General features: G+C 35.6%; 20 protein-coding genes. 16 read left to right on the forward strand and 4 right to left on the reverse strand.

Features of this window, described 5'->3' with window-relative positions; translation table 11 throughout:
- Nucleotides 1-13: 13 nt before the first annotated feature.
- The 3 genes from DKG77_RS11630 to DKG77_RS11640 all read left to right on the forward strand — a co-directional run bounded on the left by DKG77_RS11630 (nt 14) and on the right by DKG77_RS11640 (nt 2229).
- On the forward strand, nt 14-415 hold the full coding sequence (locus tag DKG77_RS11630) for a hypothetical protein (RefSeq protein ID WP_109663163.1): 402 nt from the start codon (nt 14-16) through the stop codon (nt 413-415).
- A 280-nt stretch (nt 416-695) separates the two neighbouring features.
- A complete protein-coding gene (locus DKG77_RS11635) occupies nt 696-1055 on the forward strand; it encodes a DUF4242 domain-containing protein (RefSeq protein WP_243414916.1) in 360 nt (119 codons plus the stop codon).
- Between the two features lie 76 nt (nt 1056-1131).
- A complete protein-coding gene (locus tag DKG77_RS11640) occupies nt 1132-2229 on the forward strand; it encodes a nickel-binding protein (protein WP_109663165.1) in 1098 nt (365 codons plus the stop codon).
- A gap of 90 nt (nt 2230-2319) precedes the next feature.
- Here DKG77_RS11640 and DKG77_RS11645 read toward each other — a convergent pair whose 3' ends face one another.
- Nucleotides 2320-3528 (reverse strand): serine hydrolase domain-containing protein, encoded by a 1209-nt coding sequence (locus DKG77_RS11645; protein WP_109663166.1) that lies wholly within the window; start codon nt 3526-3528, stop codon nt 2320-2322.
- Between the two features lie 313 nt (nt 3529-3841).
- Between DKG77_RS11645 and DKG77_RS11650 the strand changes: the two genes are divergently transcribed.
- The 6 genes from DKG77_RS11650 (at nt 3842) to DKG77_RS11675 (ending at nt 7623) form a co-directional block, all read left to right on the forward strand.
- Nucleotides 3842-4576: an isochorismatase family protein gene (locus DKG77_RS11650; RefSeq protein ID WP_109663168.1), complete on the forward strand. Its 735-nt coding sequence runs from the start codon at nt 3842-3844 to the stop codon at nt 4574-4576.
- Nucleotides 4577-4785: 209 nt separating this feature from the next.
- A complete protein-coding gene (locus DKG77_RS11655) occupies nt 4786-5331 on the forward strand; it encodes a carboxymuconolactone decarboxylase family protein (RefSeq protein ID WP_109663169.1) in 546 nt (181 codons plus the stop codon).
- An 18-nt stretch (nt 5332-5349) separates the two neighbouring features.
- Complete coding sequence (locus DKG77_RS11660; protein WP_109663771.1) at nt 5350-5817, forward strand: YHS domain-containing (seleno)protein; 468 nt, start codon at nt 5350-5352, stop codon at nt 5815-5817.
- 75 nt (nt 5818-5892) lie between these two features.
- A complete protein-coding gene (locus DKG77_RS11665) occupies nt 5893-6309 on the forward strand; it encodes a nuclear transport factor 2 family protein (protein ID WP_207785452.1) in 417 nt (138 codons plus the stop codon).
- A gap of 14 nt (nt 6310-6323) precedes the next feature.
- The gene (locus tag DKG77_RS11670) at nt 6324-7205 is read left to right on the forward strand and encodes a helix-turn-helix domain-containing protein (protein ID WP_109663171.1); all 882 of its coding nucleotides are present in this window, start codon (nt 6324-6326) and stop codon (nt 7203-7205) included.
- Between the two features lie 40 nt (nt 7206-7245).
- On the forward strand, nt 7246-7623 hold the full coding sequence (locus DKG77_RS11675) for a DUF302 domain-containing protein (protein WP_109663173.1): 378 nt from the start codon (nt 7246-7248) through the stop codon (nt 7621-7623).
- A gap of 96 nt (nt 7624-7719) precedes the next feature.
- Here DKG77_RS11675 and DKG77_RS11680 read toward each other — a convergent pair whose 3' ends face one another.
- On the reverse strand, nt 7720-8088 hold the full coding sequence (locus tag DKG77_RS11680) for a winged helix-turn-helix transcriptional regulator (RefSeq protein WP_109663174.1): 369 nt from the start codon (nt 8086-8088) through the stop codon (nt 7720-7722).
- Nucleotides 8089-8306: 218 nt separating this feature from the next.
- Between DKG77_RS11680 and DKG77_RS11685 the strand changes: the two genes are divergently transcribed.
- The 7 genes from DKG77_RS11685 (at nt 8307) to DKG77_RS11720 (ending at nt 16611) form a co-directional block, all read left to right on the forward strand.
- Nucleotides 8307-8981 (forward strand): NAD(P)H-dependent oxidoreductase, encoded by a 675-nt coding sequence (locus DKG77_RS11685; RefSeq protein ID WP_109663176.1) that lies wholly within the window; start codon nt 8307-8309, stop codon nt 8979-8981.
- Nucleotides 8982-9148: 167 nt separating this feature from the next.
- Nucleotides 9149-10252: a type 1 glutamine amidotransferase domain-containing protein gene (locus tag DKG77_RS11690; RefSeq protein WP_109663178.1), complete on the forward strand. Its 1104-nt coding sequence runs from the start codon at nt 9149-9151 to the stop codon at nt 10250-10252.
- 99 nt (nt 10253-10351) lie between these two features.
- Entirely contained in the window at nt 10352-11398 is a 1047-nt protein-coding gene (locus DKG77_RS11695) for a helix-turn-helix domain-containing protein (protein WP_109663180.1), read from the forward strand.
- A gap of 407 nt (nt 11399-11805) precedes the next feature.
- On the forward strand, nt 11806-12882 hold the full coding sequence (locus DKG77_RS11700) for a sensor histidine kinase (RefSeq protein WP_109663181.1): 1077 nt from the start codon (nt 11806-11808) through the stop codon (nt 12880-12882).
- Complete coding sequence (locus DKG77_RS11705; protein ID WP_109663183.1) at nt 12879-13637, forward strand: LytR/AlgR family response regulator transcription factor; 759 nt, start codon at nt 12879-12881, stop codon at nt 13635-13637. Before DKG77_RS11700 ends, DKG77_RS11705 begins: the two co-directional genes overlap by 4 nt.
- A 134-nt stretch (nt 13638-13771) precedes the next feature.
- Entirely contained in the window at nt 13772-15424 is a 1653-nt protein-coding gene (locus tag DKG77_RS11710; RefSeq protein WP_109663185.1) for a tetratricopeptide repeat protein, read from the forward strand.
- Nucleotides 15425-15663: 239 nt separating this feature from the next.
- Entirely contained in the window at nt 15664-16611 is a 948-nt protein-coding gene (locus DKG77_RS11720; RefSeq protein ID WP_109663189.1) for a hypothetical protein, read from the forward strand.
- 139 nt (nt 16612-16750) lie between these two features.
- Here DKG77_RS11720 and DKG77_RS11725 read toward each other — a convergent pair whose 3' ends face one another.
- Nucleotides 16751-17449 carry a LytR/AlgR family response regulator transcription factor gene (locus tag DKG77_RS11725; protein ID WP_109663191.1) on the reverse strand — a complete coding sequence of 233 codons (699 nt, stop codon included), beginning with the start codon at nt 17447-17449 and terminating at the stop codon, nt 16751-16753.
- A 4-nt stretch (nt 17450-17453) separates the two neighbouring features.
- The gene (locus DKG77_RS11730; protein ID WP_133248454.1) at nt 17454-19139 is read right to left on the reverse strand and encodes a histidine kinase; all 1686 of its coding nucleotides are present in this window, start codon (nt 19137-19139) and stop codon (nt 17454-17456) included.
- Between the last annotated feature and the right edge of the window lie 171 nt (nt 19140-19310).

The following is a 19310-nucleotide window of genomic DNA, read 5'->3' on the forward strand; positions in this document are numbered from 1 at the left end:
AAAAGTATAAGAAATGAAAAAATCAATAATTACATTCAGTATTTTTCTTTATGCCATCGTTGTTCCGTTTTTAGAGTTGAACAATACCCATGTTTTCAATCCTGATTGGACACCTCATGTCAGGATTCATGAAGTGTGGCAACTATTTACAAATACAGGAATAGGAGTTCTTTGCCTTTGGTTGGTATGGGTAAAAAAAGAAACCAAGCTAACGGCTATACTAAGCATGCTGATTACGGGAGGATTTTTATTGGCGTTCCTGTTAAAAGGTTTCTATGGCGGTTCAATGAAATATTTAGATGGAAGTGAGAAAACACTTTTGGGGGTCAATATTGGTATTTTAGGTTTTGGAGTGGCCTTTATCTTACTACTATTTTCATTACTTGCTAAGCCAAAAAATCATCATGGCATTTAATACATAGTACACTATTAAAAATCTGGAAAGGCTTGAACATATTATTAAATGGGATCAAGAACCAATCCCATCAATGATAAATTGAAAGGGGTTTTGCATGGCATCAAAAATGCACTGAACCAAAATTAGAATTATTTGAACCAAATGAATACTTTCTTAACTGGCTTATGCGATAGTTTTGATGAATCAACATTTAAAACTTAATAGTATGGTCTCGTTAAAGAAAAGTATCGAATCAAAAAAATCCAATAATCATTCAGTGCGTAAAGCAATCAAATTAATGCTTGTTATACTGGTAGTTTCAACAAACTACGCCATTGGTCAACAAAAAGAAAATAAGGAAACAACTAAAACCAAGACAACCATGAAAACATATGTAATAGAAAGAATCATTCCAGGGGCCGGAAACCTAACCGCAGAACAATTAAAGAGCATATCACAAACTTCCTGTACAGTTCTGGAAGAAATGGGTCCAAAAATAGAGTGGCAACATAGTTATGTTACAGGAGATAAGGTATATTGTGTTTATAATGCGGAAGCTAAAGAATTAGTGGAAGAGCATGCTCAAAAAGGAGGTTTTCCAGCAAACTCCATAAATGAGGTGGCTACTGTAATAAGTCCGGCAACGGCTAATCGGTAAATCTTACTGGAGAAGCGCTCTTAACAATTGAGACCTCTCTAATAAATTATTAATATATTCCGGTAAATTAACCACCATGCCTATTTATATGGATTTTCATGATGTGCCAGAGGGTATCACCGCAAAACATGTGGCGGAGATGCATCAAGCTGATCTGAAAATTGAACATAAATACAACTGTAGAGGCTTGACCTATTGGTGTGATGAAAGAAGGCAAACAGCATTTTGTTTGATTGAGGCGCCAAACAAAAAGGCAATAATTGACCTACATGAGCAAGCCCATGGTGATGTTCCACAGCGAATAATTGAGGTAAACGATACTATAGTGGAATCTTTTTTGGGAAGGATTGTTGACCCCGAAAAATCGAAAAACACAAAACTAAACATCATTAACGATCCTGCGTTTCGCACATTAATGGTTGTTAAGCTTAGAAAAAACACATTAAGAAAGTCAAGTATAAACACCTTGAATGCAGCACTTCGCGGCTATACCAAATCTATTGTCAATTTTGCTGTTGCTCATGAAGGACGTGTGGTTAAACAGAAAACGGGCTATTTTCTAATTTCCTTTGTATCCGTAACAAATGCGGTTATGTGCTCAGTAAAGATTCAAGAACTGTATAATATGGTCATAACACCTGATATAGATTTTAGGATTGGGATAAGTGCTGGTATTCCTGTTACAAAAAGAGAAAGCATATTTGAAGATACCATTCAAATGGCAGAATATTTATGTGATGTTGCTAAGAGAAATTTATCAATATCATCCGAAGTGCATGATTTGTACGAGAGTGAAAATCAGAATAAAACAGGCCAAAATCCATCAATAAATGTTTTGACAAAATCAGATGTCGATTTTATTGTCCAATTAATGGAGTATACAGAAAAGGTATGGACCAATTCAAATACCACTGCAATTGATTTTGGAAAACAATTGGGTTACAGCAAATCCAAACTGTACAGGACAATGATTGCGTTAGTAGGAAAGTCCCCAAATGGACATTTGAAGAATTACAGGCTAAGAAAAGCTCTGCAGTTACTGGACAAACAGACATCGAACATTTCTGAAATTGCGTATAAAACCGGATTTAGTAGCCCGGCTTATTTCTCAAAGTGCTTTCAGGAGGTTTATGGTATGCTGCCGTCAAATTATATAAAGCAAACCAGGAATTAACAGTAAGAAATAGTTCAAGTTTCTTTTAAAAAGTTCAGGCATAATTCATCTATTATTCTAACTGTCAGGACAGTGGTTGGCAATCCAGTGTTATTGACCTAAAAGGTCCTCATAAACGACTGCCAGTAGCTCTTCGACCAATTCATAACGTAATAATGGACCATCAGCTGACCTACTTTGATTGTTTAGCATTGCGATGCTCACCTGGGTAAGAGGTTCAAAGAACATGGCGGTACCATATCCTCTCATACCACCCGTATGTCCCCACATGATTCTGCCTGCATACACATTTCTGCGAACACCCAACCCATATCCTGTAAACACTGGATCAGGAATATCAAAATAAGAAGTCATCATCTTTTGTCTGGAATCGAGTGAAATGGCATCACCATTATAAAGGTGTTGTGCCCACATAGAAAGATCAGAAGCTGTTGAGAAAACATCAGCTGCACAATAGAATATGCTATGGTAACCTGCGCCAAATTCATCGGCAATATCTTCTAATGTACCATCACCATCATTGTCTCTCCATGGTGTGGCTATTGGACCATCAATACTTTCGTTCGCTCCAAAATAAGTGCTGTTCAATGCTAAGGGTATCCAGAACTTTTCGCGCATTACTTCTCCCACTGTTTTTTGGGTTGCAGCTTCAATAATGAGCCCTAATATTAAATAATTGGAATTGGAGTACTCATGGGTAACTCCAGGAACATTGGTAGGTTCCAAAATATAATCTGTTACCTCTATTGGCTCAAGTGCGGTATTTAAATCCCCTTCAACCTGTGTCCATAAAGCTTCTGTAAAATAGCCATTTACACCGGTAAAATGAGATAGTAATTGAAAGATTGTAATGGATTGATCTACATTCGGAGAGTTTATTGCGACCCAATCATCAATAGTATCTTCAAGGGACAATACACCTTCATCTACTAGTTTCATGACTGTGGCGGCAACAGCGGTTTTAGTAATGCTCGCAAGGCCAAATCGCATGTCACTGGTGACTGGTTCTCCCAATTTAGAAATACCGCCAACAAGCTTCCACCGCTCTTCAGTGCCAACTCTTATGGAAACTGATACGCCCACCAATTTGTCCGTGTCATCACCAACTTTGTCATCAATGATTTTTTGCAATCGTTCTTCCGTAGTAAGCGTATTGGGTGGAGTAGGTGGGGTCGGTTCCTCAGAAGTTGGGTTTGTGGGAGTTTCGGTTTCCGGTAAAGAGTCATTTTCATTTCCTGAGCAGCCTGAAAACAAAATAAGTACTAGTATTAAAGCACTAAAATATTGGTTTAGTCTCATATTGAAGTTTATAGTAGTGTAAAGTCGATTCTCTCAAAAATAATAGAAGTATATCAATTAACATTATTCCGTATCGCATTTAACGTTTAGGGTTGAATGTTAGGAAGTTATATATGGTATGGGCCGAAAGGTTTACGGATGACTTTGCTATTTGAGCATGGGTTAGCAAAACAGCAACACATGCATGCATAGTTTATTCTATTTGCTGCGTGTTAAAATGTCCATTCACTGGCGTGTATCGTCCATTTTATACCTCTTATAAGGTCCTCATCTTTGTAGTATAAAATTAAGTTTAACACAAACAATTAATAAAATGAAACATTTATTTAAAACATTGGTGGTATTTGCCACAGGAATTACGAGCGTTTTTGCTCAATTACCAGAACCTGGATTTATTATTGATGAACATACCGCAATAGTAATTACAGATCCACAAATCGATTTTTTAAGCCCTCAAGGTGTAGCGTGGGGTGCCGTAGGTGAAAGCGTAAAAGAAAACAATACTGTTGAAAACCTGGAAACAATTTTTAAACTAGGAGAGGAGTACAACATTCCTGTTTTTATTTCTCCACATTATTATTACGAACATGATCATGTATGGCAGTTTGAAGGAACGCTTGAAAAATTAATGCACAACATTAGCATGTTTGATCGTGGTGATCAATTGAATGTTAAGGGATTTGAGGGTTCTGGTGCAGATTGGTTGCCCCGTTACAAAAAATACATTGAAAAGGATAGAGTGGTTGTTACAAGTCCGCACAAAGTATTTGGTTCGGAATCCAATGATTTGGGCTTGCAGCTTAGAAAGCAAAAAATAGATAAGGTGATATTGGCAGGAATGTCGGGCAACCTATGTGCGGAATCTCACATGAGAGAACTTATAGAAAATGGGTTTGAAGTTGCAGTAGTAGGTGATGCCACTGCCTCTGCCAAACTTCCTGGGTTAGATGGCAATCAAGCAGCCCAAACAAATTACAAGCTAATTTCAAGCAAATTGTATACAACTGAAGAATTGGTTAAAGAGCTTAAAATGCTTAAAAAGATGTAGACTAATTGTGTTTAGGTTAAGTGTGTTGTTGAGAAAGGTGAGGGCCAAATATGGTTCTTGCCTTTTTCTTTTACATGAAACTTGAAAAGCTCTAGTTCCATAATGAGAAAAATGTCCATTCATATGAGTTGTTCATCCATTTTTTAAGAAGTATTGGGGCGGGATCTTTGTAGTGTCAATAATGACATACAATTAATAAAAATTTATATATGACACGTTTAAAAGCATTAGAGTTAAAAGATGCGACAGGAAAATCCAAAGAATTATTTGAGACAATTCAAGGTAAACTGGGAATGGTTCCCAACATGATGAAGACAATGGGTAATTCATCTGCAGTTTTAGAAGGATATCTAAATTTTAGTGATGCATTGGGCAAAGGCTCATTGGGATCAGAGACAGCAGAACTAATTGCCTTGGCGGTTGCTCAAGCAAATGCTTGCGATTATTGTTTATCCGCACATTCATTCATTGGCGAGAAATTGGTCAATATTGATGGTGAGTCGCTAAAACAAGCAAGAGATGGAAAAAATGGCGACCCAAAAATAGAAGCCGCGCTTACATTCGCAAGAACATTGGTGAATAAAAGCGGAAAAGTAAGTGAAAATGATGTAGAAGCAATAAAAAATGCTGGTTATTCAGATGGTGCCGTAGGTGAGATTGTGGCGCATGTTGCATTGAATGTGCTTACAAATTATTTCAACAATACAGCGATTACAGAAATCGATTTTCCGGTTGTAAAAGCAGCCCTAGTTTAATTTAAAAAAATGATAGACATGAAAACAAAAAAGGCAATATTCAGCTTTGTGGCATTTTTGGCCATAGCGATACAAGCAAGCGCACAAATAGCACCTGTTGATGAAAATAAAGTAGCTATCGGAGGGTACGATGTAGTCTCCTATTTTTCTGGTGAAGCCAAACGAGGTTTTGAAAGTTTTTCTGCAGAGAATAACGGGGTAACATATTATTTTCATACCAAGGCCAATAGAGCATCTTTTAAAAAATCGCCAGAACGGTATTTACCTCAATTTGGTGGCTTTTGTGCTTGGGGTGTCGGTGCCAAATCAGCTAAATTCCCCATAGATCCAGAATCGTATGATATTAAAGATGGTAAGCTTTACCTCTTTTTTAATGCTCCGTTCAATGGAGAGCAGTTCAATACCATTTTGGATTGGAATGCACGTACCACTGAGTTGCAGAAGGCAGCACATAACAATTGGCCATCGGTCATGAACAGTAAATAATTGTTGTTTAGCTTGTGGGCAAGCGCTATCATCAGATATGTTGCTTGCCCATTAAAAGTTTAAAAATCATATAACATGGCAATAGAGAAAAGATTTCCGTTACCTCCTTTTACAGAAGAAACCGCAAAGGAAAAAGTTCAACTGGCAGAGGATGCTTGGAACAGTCAAAACCCAGAAAAGGTATCTAAGGCTTACACTATAGACACTGAATGGAGGAATAGATCGGAATTTATCAATGGAAGGGAAGAGGTAGTTGCTTTTCTTACCAAGAAATGGAAACAAGAACACAACTATAAATTAAAAAAAGACTTATGGGCTTTTTCTGATAATAGGATAGCCGTTCGCTTTGAGTATGAGTTTCAAAACGAAAATGGGCAATGGTTCAGGGCCTACGGGAATGAAAATTGGGAGTTCAATGAAAATGGTCTTATGAAAAAACGTTATGCCAGCATAAATGATGCTCCAATAAACATTGCAGATAAAAAATTATAAATTAATTTCAAGGCATGGATATTTTTAACACTAACACACTCATAAACGAACAAACAGGGAACTTGGCATTTAAGCTATTTACTTTTGAAGGCAATGGACAGTTCTGTTCCGTTAACCGTTTAAATTACTATTCTTTAATTTGGATTAAAAGGGGGAAAGGTGTGGCAAAGATAGATTTTGCGGAATACGATTTTTCACAAGATACCATGTTCGCCATAACCCCGTACCAACCCTTTGTTTTTATTGAAAAAGAACGATTGGGGGGTGTAGTGTTAAATTTCCATCCTGATTTTTTCTGCATTCATAAACATCACGAACAGGTTGCCTGTAATGGTGTGCTATTTAACAATATATATAATCCACCGATGCTGTGCGTGAATGATGATTCTAGAAACAATTTTGAAATGCTGATTTCTCAAATGAAAGCAGAGGTTCAAAAATCTGATCTGGCGCAGTATGAATTGTTGGTTTCGTACTTAAAAATATTTTTGATCAATGCATCTAGGAACAAAGTGCAACAGCAACCAGAAGTGTTGGCAACAGTTCCAGAGAGCAATGAGCCTTTTAAGCTTCAAAAACTAAAAAATCTTATAGAAACCCATTATAGGACCAAGCATTCGGCCAGTGAATATGCAGAATTATTGAATATAAGCCCAAAGGCTTTGGCTAAGATCATAAAAAGTCATTTCAATAAAACATTGACCAATATGATCACCGAAAGAATTATAATAGAAGCAAAGAGAGAATTGTATCTAACAAACAAATCTGTAAAAGAGATTGCTTATACCTTGGGGTATGATGATGAACATTATTTTAGTCGTTTCTTTAAGAACAAAGTAGATATATCTCCAACATTATATAGGGAAACTGTTGGTTTTGCCAGAGCAAATAGCTAAGAGTTTTAATCCTATTACAACCACACATTTTTTTTGAATTATGAAATTAACAGTAGAAGAAAAGATTTTTAATAAATCTTTTTCGGAAACGTTTGATACGATAAAAAGCAGAATTGTAAATAATGGATTCTTATTACTCCATGTGATTGATACCAAACAAATTGTTTCAAAACATAATATTGAGATTAGTCCGCTAAAACAGTTGCTGTTTTTTCAACCTAAGTACATCTCGCAAATTATGTTAGAAAATCATTTAGCGATTAATGATATTCCTCTCAAAATTGTTGTTAAGTATTTAGAGGATAATGTTACTAGTGTTAGCTATCAAAATCCCGCGAAAAATTTATTGGATTATAATCTGGGAAATCAGATTGGTGAAGAATTAATGGAATGCATTGATACTATTTTAAAGTTTTAGTTCAGACAACAAAAAGTTAACGGCAATTGAAATCTTCTAAAAAATTTCACCCTAAAAAGTTGTATTACAAGGTAACCAGCAGATGGTTATCAGGCCCTATTCAATGATTTTTCCTTTTTTCTCTGCTACGATGGTCCCCCATTTTGCAATTGATAAGAGAACAGGAGTAAGGGTTTCCCCAAAAGTCGTTAAGGAATATTCTACCCTCAATGGAGGTTTTTTTGTGTATACTTTTCTGGTTAGTAAACCATCTTTCTCAAGTTGTTTAAGTTGCAAGCTCAATGTACGCTCCGTTATTGTAGAAATAAGTTTTTTAAGCTCACTATAGCGTTTCTTACCGTCTATTAAATAAATTAGAATCACACTTTTCCATTTACCACCAATAAGCTCCATGGCAATACTGGTTGTGCAAGAAAACAATTTGTCATTATATTCTATTAAACGTTTTTTGTGTTCAATCTCCATAATACCATGCAATAGTTAATATCAAAATTAAACCACTATACTTAATTATACAACTATACTTTTTATAGTGATTTAAAGTATTGTATTTCAGTTGTTCATATTAAAATTTCAAAACTATACTTTTTGACCGTTATTGCATGTTAGTAAAACTGTATATACTTTTGTCACTATACTTTTGATAGTATCGATAGAGTAGACAATTTGAAAGAACTAAGACTATGAATACACCTAATATTTCCAAAGAGGATATTTTAAATGCATTTGAATACAGGCATGCCACTAAAGAGTTTGATGTCTCAAAAACTATTCCTGATGCGGATATTGACTTCATACTTAAAACTGCTCATTTGTCACCAAGTTCTTTTGGTTTTGAGCCTTGGCATTTTGTTGTAGTTCAAGATAAAGAGTTGCGAGAACTTTTAAAGCCGGTGGCTTGGGGAGCACCTCTAAAATTAGACACTGCAAGTCATTTTGTACTAGGCTTGAGTATGAAGGCTCCAATGACCAAATTTGACTCGGATTACATAATGGATATGATGAAAAATGTCAAACAATTTCCAGAAGATGTTATTGAAATGTATTCCAAGTTTTACCGAGAGTTTCAAGAACGTGACTTTAGTTTGGATACTGATAAGAAATTGTTCGATTGGGCTTCAAAACAAACATATATTGCCCTCGGAAATATGATGACCGCTGCGGCATTAACCGGTATTGATAGTTGTCCCATTGAAGGGTTCCACCAAGAAAAGGCGGAAGCACTCCTAAAAGAAAAGTTTAATGTGGACACAGACAAATATGGTTTGTCTTTTATGGTTGCATTTGGGTACAGAAAAGAAGATCCTGCACGTGCAAAATCAAGAAGGGATTTTGAAGATATTGTTAGTTGGAAATAATAAGGCCCCTTAAGAAAATATACTAACTGCTGCAGCTGCCGTTACTTTTAATATACTTCGTCGCTTTATTTGTTTCGGAATAATTTTCGCTATGACGAAATTATCATTTCGACAGTCTTTTTCAAGCATAAGCTCGTGATTTGCTTTCATAATGTAAAATCATAGTTATGTTTAAAAAATATCCTATCCTTAAATGGACCCTATTCGTTCTTACCGGTCTTATCATTGTAGTCGTGTCTTTTGGTTGGTGGTTTATGAATTTATTGCCTTCCACGAATGCAGATGTATCTGCATCAAAAGTATCTGACATTTCTTATTTATCAGAAAATATTCAACCTATTCGCGGAAAAATCCTGGCAGTGGTTACAAGTGCCGATACTATGGGAGCAAGTGGTAAAGCAACTGGTTATGAGTTGACCGAATTGGCACGTGCTTATTATGTATTCCAAGCCAATGGTTTTGAAGTTGATGTTGCAAGCCCACTTGGAGGTGAACCTGCTGTTATTATTGATGATGAAGACATGGGGATTTATGACTATGCTTTTTTGAATGACTCCATTGCCCAGAAGAAGACAACGAACACCATACCTATGGAAAAAATAGTTGCAGAAGATTATGAGGCAGTTTTCTTTGCAGGTGGAAAAGGTGCCATGTTCGATTTTCCCGAAAACAAATATATTCAGTCAATAGTCCGAGACCTTTATCAAACAGACAAAGTCATCGGAGCTGTATGTCATGGACCCGCTGCATTGGTGAATGTTGTGCTGGACAATGGCCGTTCATTGATTGAAAATAAAGAAGTAAGTGGTTTTACCAATAAGGAAGAGTTATTGCTTATACCCGAAGCTAAAACGGTATTCCCATTTCTCTTAGAAGATAAACTACTGGCGCAAGGTGCTCTTTTTAATGAGGGTGCAATGTATTTAGAACAAATAAGTCATGACAAAAATTTAGTCACTGGTCAAAACCCATGGTCAACATGGAAAATGGCGGAGACCATGGTTGCACAAATGGGCCATACACCAAAATATAGAGAAATAACAGCTGAAGAAAACGCAGTAAACGTGCTTGATGTCTATGAAAAGCATGGTTATCAAAAAGCCAAAGATCAAATAGACCATATGTATAGAGTAGAGCATAAGCCGATTGATAGGATACTTATAGCCAAGCATAGTATTATGGCGGCAATGCAAGGAGACCTCGGCAGGTTTTTTGCCATTGTAGGGTTAACATCCAAAGCAAAAAGTGCAGCAAAAGAACACCAATCATAATGCCAGATTATCATTTGTTAATGAAGAAAGCCATTGTTCAACAAAGAAATTATAAAGTATAAGTCTGTCGAATATTCTATTTTTAAACAAAACTAGCAGGTGGATTTTTTAGAGATTCTACTTATTATTGTGAGTAGTGCAGGACTTCTGCACGGGGTATTGTTTGCTGCCTATCTCTGTGTTTTTAAAAAGAAAAAAACAATAACCAACCTCTTTTTGGGATTGCTCCTGGTTTTCATGGCTTTCCGAATTGGTAAATCCGTGATGTTGAATTTTGGTGATGGTCTAGAGCCCATATTTGTTTTTATGGGCTTGGCGCTCTTGTTGTTGATTGGCCCATTATTAAGATGGTATGTTTTAGGAATGACACGGCCCAATTTTAATCTACCAAAATCCTATTATTATGAGTTAATTCCGTTTGTGCTGATTTTTATTGGCAGTCTTTTTGTTACTAAAGAGTGGTATGAAAACAGCAAGGTGGTCATCATTATTTTTGCAAGTGGACTTATTTTTATTTACCTGCATTTGGCTTTCTACATTACGTTATCATGGTTGACCATGAAAAAGGTAAAACAGCGGTATCCAAAGACATCACAGACAAAATCCCAAAAAGCAATTTTGGACTGGCTGCCGCTTCTAATAGCTGGTTTTGTAGTAATATGGGCAACATATGTTTTAAATATTCTAGATGATACCATACCCTATGTCATTGGGCCCATTGTATATTCTTTGACCATTTACTTTTTAAGCTATAAAGCTTTTCAGCTAAAAGCAACGGAATTGGATGGTAGCATGTTCAAAGCGAATAACGACCATGTCTTATTTGATGAAATCAATGCGCTTATTGTTGGTGAGAAATTGTATCTGGAACCGGATGTATCATTATCAAAGCTTAATAAGCGTTTAGGGAAGAGCACGCAATCCATTTCTTCGGTTATCAATCAGTATGGGCGACGTAACTTTAATGATTATATCAATTATTATCGAATTCAAGATGCAAAAGCATTGCTTTCAAAAGGGGAGAGTGAAAAATATACCATTTCTTCTATTGCTTTTGATATGGGTTTTAGCAGTTTATCCTCTTTTAATAGTGCTTTCAAGAAATTTGAAGGCACCACACCCTCTGCCTATAGGAAAACGCTTTAATGTCCATAGATTGGAACGATGGAGCTAGCTTTATAAAATTAGGTCGTCTTTGAATTTTTCTCCTAAAAGTTTCTTCAAAAAAAATGTAATAGGTTTTACCGGAGCAAAGTGGGAATGTGTACAGAATGGTATAACAATTCAGAAACATATTACGACACTTCAAAGTATTATGATTTCATTTTTTTATCAATCCTAAGATATTTGAACTGCTAACAACAGCTCATTTTTTTGGTTTGCATGCCATCCAAATAATTCCGTTATTCACATTCATGCTACCCAAGAAAGGGAAGCCCTCAAATAAGAATCAGGTTATTGCTGTCAACATTTTTGGATTACCATTTGCATTATGGACCGTATTTTACATTCTGCCAAACTAAACATGGTATACCTTTAATAAACTAACATTTATGCCGCTATTCAACAAAAAGAAACGTATAAAATATTTAGGTTTTGATGATTTATGGTATTCCATCATTGGCATTCTGGTCTTAAGTTTTATTACGAACTTTCTTTTTAATAATCCCAGTGAACGTAACACTTTAGATTTAAAATTAATTGGATGGGGTGCGGCTCTATTTTTTACCATTTGCGATTGGGGCATTATACGTAGTATCTTAATTTTCCTTAGAAAGAAATACCCCGATTTTAAAGATGACAAAAAGCGCATAAGCATCCTTATTCTAGCTATTATTTGTACCATATTAATCGTAGATTTCTTTGCAGGTTGGTTGTCTAGCACTTTTGTTAATCAATTTTCTGATTATAATTCACGTCACATAACACGCCTAAAAGAACTTATTCCAGTTACTATAATCACTATTATGGTTATGGCAATTTATGAGGTCATTTATTCGTACGTACGATTAAAAAAATCGATACGGGAAGAGGAGCAAACAAAACAGGTAATGGTACAAGCACAGCTAGATACTTTGAGAAACCAAGCACAACCCCATTTTTTGTTCAACAGTCTAAATACCTTGCGAGATATTATTGACCAAGACACTAAGGAAGATGCTAAAGATTTTGTAGATAGTTTATCTGGTGTATATCGTTTTATTATTGAGTCTGGTAATTCAAATTTAATTTCCTTAGAAAAAGAGTTGAAATTTGCTAAAGCCTATATTCATATTCAATCCGAAAGATTTGGAGACAACTTAAAGCTGAATTGGAATATTCCGGAAGATAAACTCTTATTGATGATAGTACCCATGAGTTTACAGCTTTTACTGGAAAATGCTATAAAACACAACATCGTTTCTAAAGCCAAGCCTTTACTTATCAGTGTAGCTATTAAAGCGGATACTTTAGTAGTGAGCAACAAAATTCAAGCAAAATCAACCCAAACACCATCCACAAAGATCGGATTAAAGAATATTGAAAAACGGTATCAACTTATATCTAGCAAAACACCTATTATCAATAATGACGGGGAGTATTTTACAGTTTCTCTTCCATTATTAAAATCATCAAAAGAAAAGTCATGAAAATACTAATCGTTGAAGATGAACCTCGTGCTGCAAGTCAGTTACAAAACTTATTGAACAAAAGTGTTTTTGATTTTGAATTACTAACTATTGTCGATTCCGTTGAAGATACAGTTTCATGGTTTGGAAAAAATATGGCTCCGGATCTAGTGTTCATGGATATTCAACTAGCAGACGGCTTAAGTTTCGAGATTTTTCAGAAAATAGAAGTAACCGCACCCATTATTTTCACTACGGCTTTTGACCAATACGCCATTCAAGCATTTAAGGTAAATAGTATTGACTATTTACTAAAGCCTATCAAACAAAACGACTTAGACGCTGCATTAAACAAATTCTCAAAATCTAAAAGTCCATCAAACCCCATAGAACCCAATATTTTAAAAGAACTTTTAAGCAATATTCAAACTCCACAAAAACGATCTGGAATATTGGTAAAAGAGGGGAGCGGCTTTGTACAAATAAGGGTATCAGAGCTTTTGTATATGTATTCGCAGGATAGTATCACTTTTGGTATCACCCATAATAACAAACGCTATATTATAGATGAGACGATGGACCAATTGTTTGATTCCTTAGACGACACTAAATTCTATAGAATTAATAGGGGGCAGATTATTTCTAAAATGGCAATTCAGAAAATTGAACCCTATTTTAATCATCGTGTAAAGTTATCGCTGTCAAGCCCTCGTGACCAAGAATTTGTTGTAAGTAGACAAAAAACCAGCGATTTTAAAGACTGGATGAACCAATAAGAAGTCTGTGATGTTTCAAACAACAATACCTACGTTTCAACACAAAGTACTACTATTGAGAGGGGATTAAAGCCATATTTGTGATGTAATAAATAATCAAACCCTGAAATAAATTCAGATTAAAAAATAACATCATGAAAAATACACTTATCCTTCTCACTCTATTATTTTCCTTTCAATTATCAGCACAAAAAACCCTTAGTGTGGCTCAATGGCAAGAAGATTTACGGTTTCTTCAAAACACCATACATAAAGACTATTCGTTTCTTTTTGTAAAAACAACAAAGCAAGATTTTGACACCCAGGTGGAAGCACTTTATAATGACATTCCCAATTTAAAAGAACACGAAATCCGTGTGGGGTTAGCACGTATTGTATCCCAATTTAAATACGGCCATACACAAATCCCTTTTGGCTCTACGGCCCAAAGTGGAATATTGCCCATCAATCTATACCATTTTAAAGATGGTATCTATATTGAAGGAGTTCAAAAAAACCATAAAGAGGTCTTAGGGGCAAAAGTCTTGAAGATAGGGGATAAGCCAATTGACAAAGCGTTAGAATTAATCTATCCTGTAGTTCCTGTAGAAAACGAGCAATACTTTAAAGCCTATGGTCTACGATTTTTACTATCGCCAGAAGTATTACATGCACAAGGTGTTATCCCAGAACTTTCAGAAACCGTCACACTTACTTTAGAAAAAGAAGGAAGGGTCTTTAAGCATGTTTTTAAAACTATTAATATAGAAGATAAACCAAAAGCCTTCAATTTTACATTACCAACAGAGACGTGGCTCACGGTACGAAATACGGAGACGACCCCTTTGTATTTAAAACATCTTGAGGATAAACTGTATTATTTTGAATATTTAGAAGGCCTAAAAACACTCTATGTTAGACAAAGTTCAGTATTTAACGATGATAACGAAACACTTGAGCAGTTTTATGACCGACTGTTTCAATTTATTGATACGAACAATATAGAAAAGTTAGTCTATGATGTCCGTCTTAACGGTGGGGGTAATAATTACAACAATCTTCCCTTAATAAAAGGCATAATGGCAAGGCCAAAAATTAATAAAAAGGGTAGCTTCTATTTCATTATTGGTCGTGATACATTTTCGGCCTGTCAAAATTTAACCAATGAAATCACTCGATATACAGAGGCTATTTTGGTGGGTGAACCGACTTCAGAAAATGTCAATTTTTATGGAGATTCACGACCTGTAATATTGACCAATAGCAAAGTTACAGCGTACGTATCGTATTTATGGTGGCAGGATATGCCGGCATTGGAAAATGCAGCTTGGACAGCACCTAGTATTCCTGTAACCATGACTTTTGATGAATATAAAAGGAATCAAGATCCTGTGTTGGAAGCGGCATTAGCCTTTAATGCAGAAGGTTTTGAACCAAAGCCCATGGACTATATAACAAAGTTATATGTAACTGGACAAACACAAAAATTAGGAGAAGAACTTCCTAAAATGATACAAGATCCACGATATGCTTTTTGTGATTTTGAAACAGAATTAAACAAAAAAGGAAACTTATTATTGCAAAGTGGTCGTACGCCAGAAGTTCAGGCTTCCATTCAGGTATTTTCCATGATTACACAACTATTCCCAAATTCGGCAAGTACTTATAAAAACCTAGGGGAGGCGTACACCGTACTAAAAGATACTCATAAAGCAAAAGAAGTACTCGAAAAGGCTATTTCTTTAGATACTAATGGAAAAATTAGCAAAGCTGCAAAAGAGATGTTATTAGAGATAGACAAATTATAGTTTGCGAACATTGAGTATCCTGGTCGTAAAACGGCTGTGACATGATTGTAGATATGGACCTAAAAGGACTATATCTACAATTATTTCAAATACAGTGATATTCGCCTTTTAGTCGCCAACGCACCATTTCGCCAATATTGACTATAATAATTGAAATTATGGATTCCCGTAAACATCTGTTAACCAAAATTTTATAGTTTAGTTTTATTTCCAGTTTTAAACCATTTATAATCTTTTGTATGAAATTATTTCCTATTGCCTTCATAGTTTTTTTTAACACCACTGTAGTCCTTGGTCAAAGTTTTGATATCTCTCATTTGGACAATAGGAATAATTTAAACGATCTTAATCTGCATTGGGCCACAGCAAAATTGTGTAAGAAATACTATGAAGAAAATGACTTGCTGACCGCACAGCAGAACAAATCCACTTTTACATTGCCAGGGGGACGAAGCGATTATGGCTGTAGTGTTTGTGTAGAACTGCTCAAAAACCGGCACCATAGTTATTTTGAGTATTTCGCACATCGATTTTTAAATGATAAAAGAATACAGAAGAATAGGACTAACGTATTTACCGTTAACGCATTGCGTAAGGAAATCGCAGAAAAATATTTGGATAGTTACAACCAATCCGTTAACGCCGTGGACACGGAGAACATGGTATTCTACCAATATGACCTAATTACCGGTTACAATGTTGAAATGAAAGAGTTATATATTAAGATGTTCTACCCACACATTAAAAAGATTGCATACGGGACCAATGGTAACCTTATCAATGCACCTCATTTAGAACGTTCTCTTGGTACTAATGGTCATCCGCGTGGAGGCCTTGACCTTGGAACCTTTAAAATTTCCATGTCAGAAGAGCAGGCACAAAAAATCTATGGGAGATATAAAAATCATTTTCGTCCAAATCCTCCTTTTGGTGTTGCCACCAAACTTCATTATGCTATAAGAATGGCAAAAGAGCAGAATGGTCAGGTTAGAAACTTTGAAATAATTCTAAAAAAAGCGGAGTTCTTTTTACCTCTTGAAGAAGATATTAAAAGAATACAAAGTAAAACCGTAAAAATTGCAGACATGCAAGAAAATATATTTGCTGAAATCATCTTTGATTCTGAACCAACACATACACAACTTGGCTATCTAACACAAAAGATTAAATCCACAAAAGCTTTTTAAATATCTGTAAAAATGCAAGAATATATTTGAAAGCAAAGCTTCTTTCCACCACACCAACTCATCTAAATTTTTTAGGAATCTCATTCTAAAAAATTGTAGCACCTGAAAAGTTGATCTATATTTTCTTCCATTCCTTGAATTAAAGCCACCTCACCTTTAGGTCTTTGTATTTTGTTCTTCCAATTGGGATACGTGTTCCATTTTTTAATTCGACCATGTACTTACTTCCGGATTCTACTATAATTTGGTTTACCTCGGACATCTTTGCCAAATATGATTTATGTATACGTTCAAAAGAATAGGACAAGAGCTGTTCCAGTTTTTCTAGGGATTTATCATGCAGTTCTTTTCTTCCATCCATTAAGAAAAGTTCTGTATAGGCTCCAGCTCCTTTTATATAAAGGACATCTTCAATAGGTACAAGTTGCATTCTGCCCTTTTTTTTTACAGCTAAAAATTTGATTTTACTGTTTTCTGCTTTTTCTTTTGCAGTTGCCCTCTTAAAGGCTTGTGCCAATCTATCTTGGTTAAAAGGTTTGGGCACAAAATCTAAAACGCCATATTCAAAGGCGGTAACAGCCTGATCCTTATAAGCAGAGACGACAACAGTATGAAATGATTCAGACACTGCTTTTGTCAAAAGATCAAATCCATTATCCCCGTTAAGATTCAAATCCAAAAGAACAAGATCCAACGTATTGTTTTCAATAAATAGTAGTGCTTCATGGAGTGTATTTGTATGCTTTAGTGATTGTAATGAATTTCCAAAAATATCACGGGTCATGCGTTCTATTCTTTTGGCAATCCTCAATTCATCTTCAACAATTAAAATGTTCATCTCCTTAAGAATATAATTTTATGGTATTTTTCCAACCGTGACCAGTAGGTTCTGAGGTAAAATCCCATTTTGATTGATAACTTTCTGTTAGTCGCGCCTTAATATATTTAAACCCAGTACCGTTCGCCCTATTTCTTGGTTCTGATTGCACTGCACCGGCAAACGTTAAAAATGTATAGGATTTGTACTGATCGTTCAACTCAAAAATCAACTTAAATGTAATACTGTTATCTTTTAGCGGCAAACTGTGCGTAATTCCGTTTTCCAATAAAGTATGAAGAATTCCTGGGGGTATTTTTTCGTTGGTATGGATACCCTCTTCTTCCCAGGAATAGTTCACTTCTTTGCGGTACTCCATAATCTCCAAATGTGTACGGCAAAGTTCAATTTCCTGAGTTATTGGAATCAATGTTTTATTTTCTATCTGATTCAAAAGATCAAATTCTTTGGCTAGGGCTTCTATGAACAGAACGCCCTTCTTAGGGGATTCCTCTATCCAATCTATTAACGAAGTAAGCGTGTTCATTAGAAAATGGGGCTGGATATTTTTTTTAAGCAATTCTAAACGTAGTCGTGTGGATTGGACCAAAGAATTTTCATAGGCCAATCGTTGTTCTTTGATTCGTAGGGAAAGCAAGTACAACATGTTAAGCAGAATTAGACTAAAACCTGTGAAAAGACTAATGTTTAATGAAACATAATGGCGAATGAATATACAAAGGAGTAAGGTGAGCAACACCAGAAGAGCACCTTTTGCTTTTTTGTAAATCCCAAAAACTGCTATGCATAGGGAAAACAGCAATAAGCTTAGCGTCATATTTAATATGGTGTAATCAAATAAGTGGTGCTCAATAGAGAATATAAACAAAAGAATAGCCGTGTAAACACCTAAGAAGAGTTTCCATTTGGGGTAGGGGAACTGCATGGAAAAATAGAGTGGAATTAAAAATGAAATACCGAACATTAGGCTCGTAATAACTTCTAAGCGAATAACGTGCAAGCTATAATGAATCGGCACAGTCGTTTTCACAAAGTGGGTCATTGTTAAACCAAAAAAGAGCAAACAACTGATGCTAAAAATAAGCGCAGGGTATTCTTTTTTATTCCCTAAGAATAGAAAAAGAAAATAGATAGCGGTAATAAGAAAGGCTCCAGCAAAAATGTGCATGTATGAGTTTTGAATGAGTCGGTCGGTTAATAGATCATCGTAATAATCAATCTTGAGACCGTAATTGCCAATATGGTCAGGATAATAATAATTGCTCAAGCGCAACGCCATTACATGCTCGCCAGCATGGGTCAAATGGGCAGGTATTGTAAAGGTAGTCCACAATTTACCCTCCGGGGGTAAATCTGCTTCCTGACCAGGGTTCCCATTTTTACCTATTAAGACGCCATCCCAAAATACTTCATACTCACCATAGACTTCCAATCGAAGACCATAAGGTTTTAATGTTTCTGGAGCTTTTAGAATATCGATTTTCGTTCTTGACCAGAAAATCTGACCATCTGGTACTAATGCTATGCGATTTTCCCAGTGTCTAGCATTCAAGTCTTTGGCTGCCCATTCGGGTTGATCTCCTATTTGAAATACCGTCCTATATCGAGTAAAAAAGGGCTCTTTGTTTTGAGAACAAGAGGTTACCAATAACACGGGACATATGAAAAGAAAGTATAGTAGATGTCTCAAGCTTGTCTTGATGCGGTTAAAGGTGCAAGATAATCATTACAATCCGCCCCTTAGAGCAGTTCATTAGGGTATAGAGCAGTTGGCAAAATTTAGATTGAATTCATGAGAGAAAAATACATCTTTTGTATAACAAATGCCATGAAAAACAATTGGTGCAGACAAATGAGCTAT

It is taken from the genome of Flagellimonas aquimarina (assembly GCF_003149745.1).
GTDB lineage: Bacteria > Bacteroidota > Bacteroidia > Flavobacteriales > Flavobacteriaceae > Flagellimonas > Flagellimonas aquimarina.

Bases quoted from the DNA above. Each gene is read 5' to 3' on its own strand.
- DKG77_RS11640 (WP_109663165.1), top strand. From the start codon at position 1,132: ATGCCTATTTATATGGATTTTCATGATGTGCCAGAGGGTATCACCGCA.
- DKG77_RS11645 (WP_109663166.1), bottom strand. From the start codon at position 3,528: ATGAGACTAAACCAATATTTTAGTGCTTTAATACTAGTACTTATTTTG.
- DKG77_RS11660 (WP_109663771.1), top strand. From the start codon at position 5,350: ATGAAAACAAAAAAGGCAATATTCAGCTTTGTGGCATTTTTGGCCATA.
- DKG77_RS11665 (WP_207785452.1), top strand. From the start codon at position 5,893: ATGGCAATAGAGAAAAGATTTCCGTTACCTCCTTTTACAGAAGAAACC.
- DKG77_RS11675 (WP_109663173.1), top strand. From the start codon at position 7,246: ATGAAATTAACAGTAGAAGAAAAGATTTTTAATAAATCTTTTTCGGAA.
- DKG77_RS11710 (WP_109663185.1), top strand. From the start codon at position 13,772: ATGAAAAATACACTTATCCTTCTCACTCTATTATTTTCCTTTCAATTA.
- DKG77_RS11650 (WP_109663168.1), top strand. From the start codon at position 3,842: ATGAAACATTTATTTAAAACATTGGTGGTATTTGCCACAGGAATTACG.
- DKG77_RS11635 (WP_243414916.1), top strand. From the start codon at position 696: ATGCTTGTTATACTGGTAGTTTCAACAAACTACGCCATTGGTCAACAA.
- DKG77_RS11700 (WP_109663181.1), top strand. From the start codon at position 11,806: ATGCCGCTATTCAACAAAAAGAAACGTATAAAATATTTAGGTTTTGAT.
- DKG77_RS11670 (WP_109663171.1), top strand. From the start codon at position 6,324: ATGGATATTTTTAACACTAACACACTCATAAACGAACAAACAGGGAAC.
- DKG77_RS11685 (WP_109663176.1), top strand. From the start codon at position 8,307: ATGAATACACCTAATATTTCCAAAGAGGATATTTTAAATGCATTTGAA.
- DKG77_RS11680 (WP_109663174.1), bottom strand. From the start codon at position 8,088: ATGGAGATTGAACACAAAAAACGTTTAATAGAATATAATGACAAATTG.
- DKG77_RS11720 (WP_109663189.1), top strand. From the start codon at position 15,664: ATGAAATTATTTCCTATTGCCTTCATAGTTTTTTTTAACACCACTGTA.
- DKG77_RS11690 (WP_109663178.1), top strand. From the start codon at position 9,149: ATGTTTAAAAAATATCCTATCCTTAAATGGACCCTATTCGTTCTTACC.
- DKG77_RS11725 (WP_109663191.1), bottom strand. From the start codon at position 17,449: ATGAACATTTTAATTGTTGAAGATGAATTGAGGATTGCCAAAAGAATA.
- DKG77_RS11705 (WP_109663183.1), top strand. From the start codon at position 12,879: ATGAAAATACTAATCGTTGAAGATGAACCTCGTGCTGCAAGTCAGTTA.
- DKG77_RS11655 (WP_109663169.1), top strand. From the start codon at position 4,786: ATGACACGTTTAAAAGCATTAGAGTTAAAAGATGCGACAGGAAAATCC.
- DKG77_RS11630 (WP_109663163.1), top strand. From the start codon at position 14: ATGAAAAAATCAATAATTACATTCAGTATTTTTCTTTATGCCATCGTT.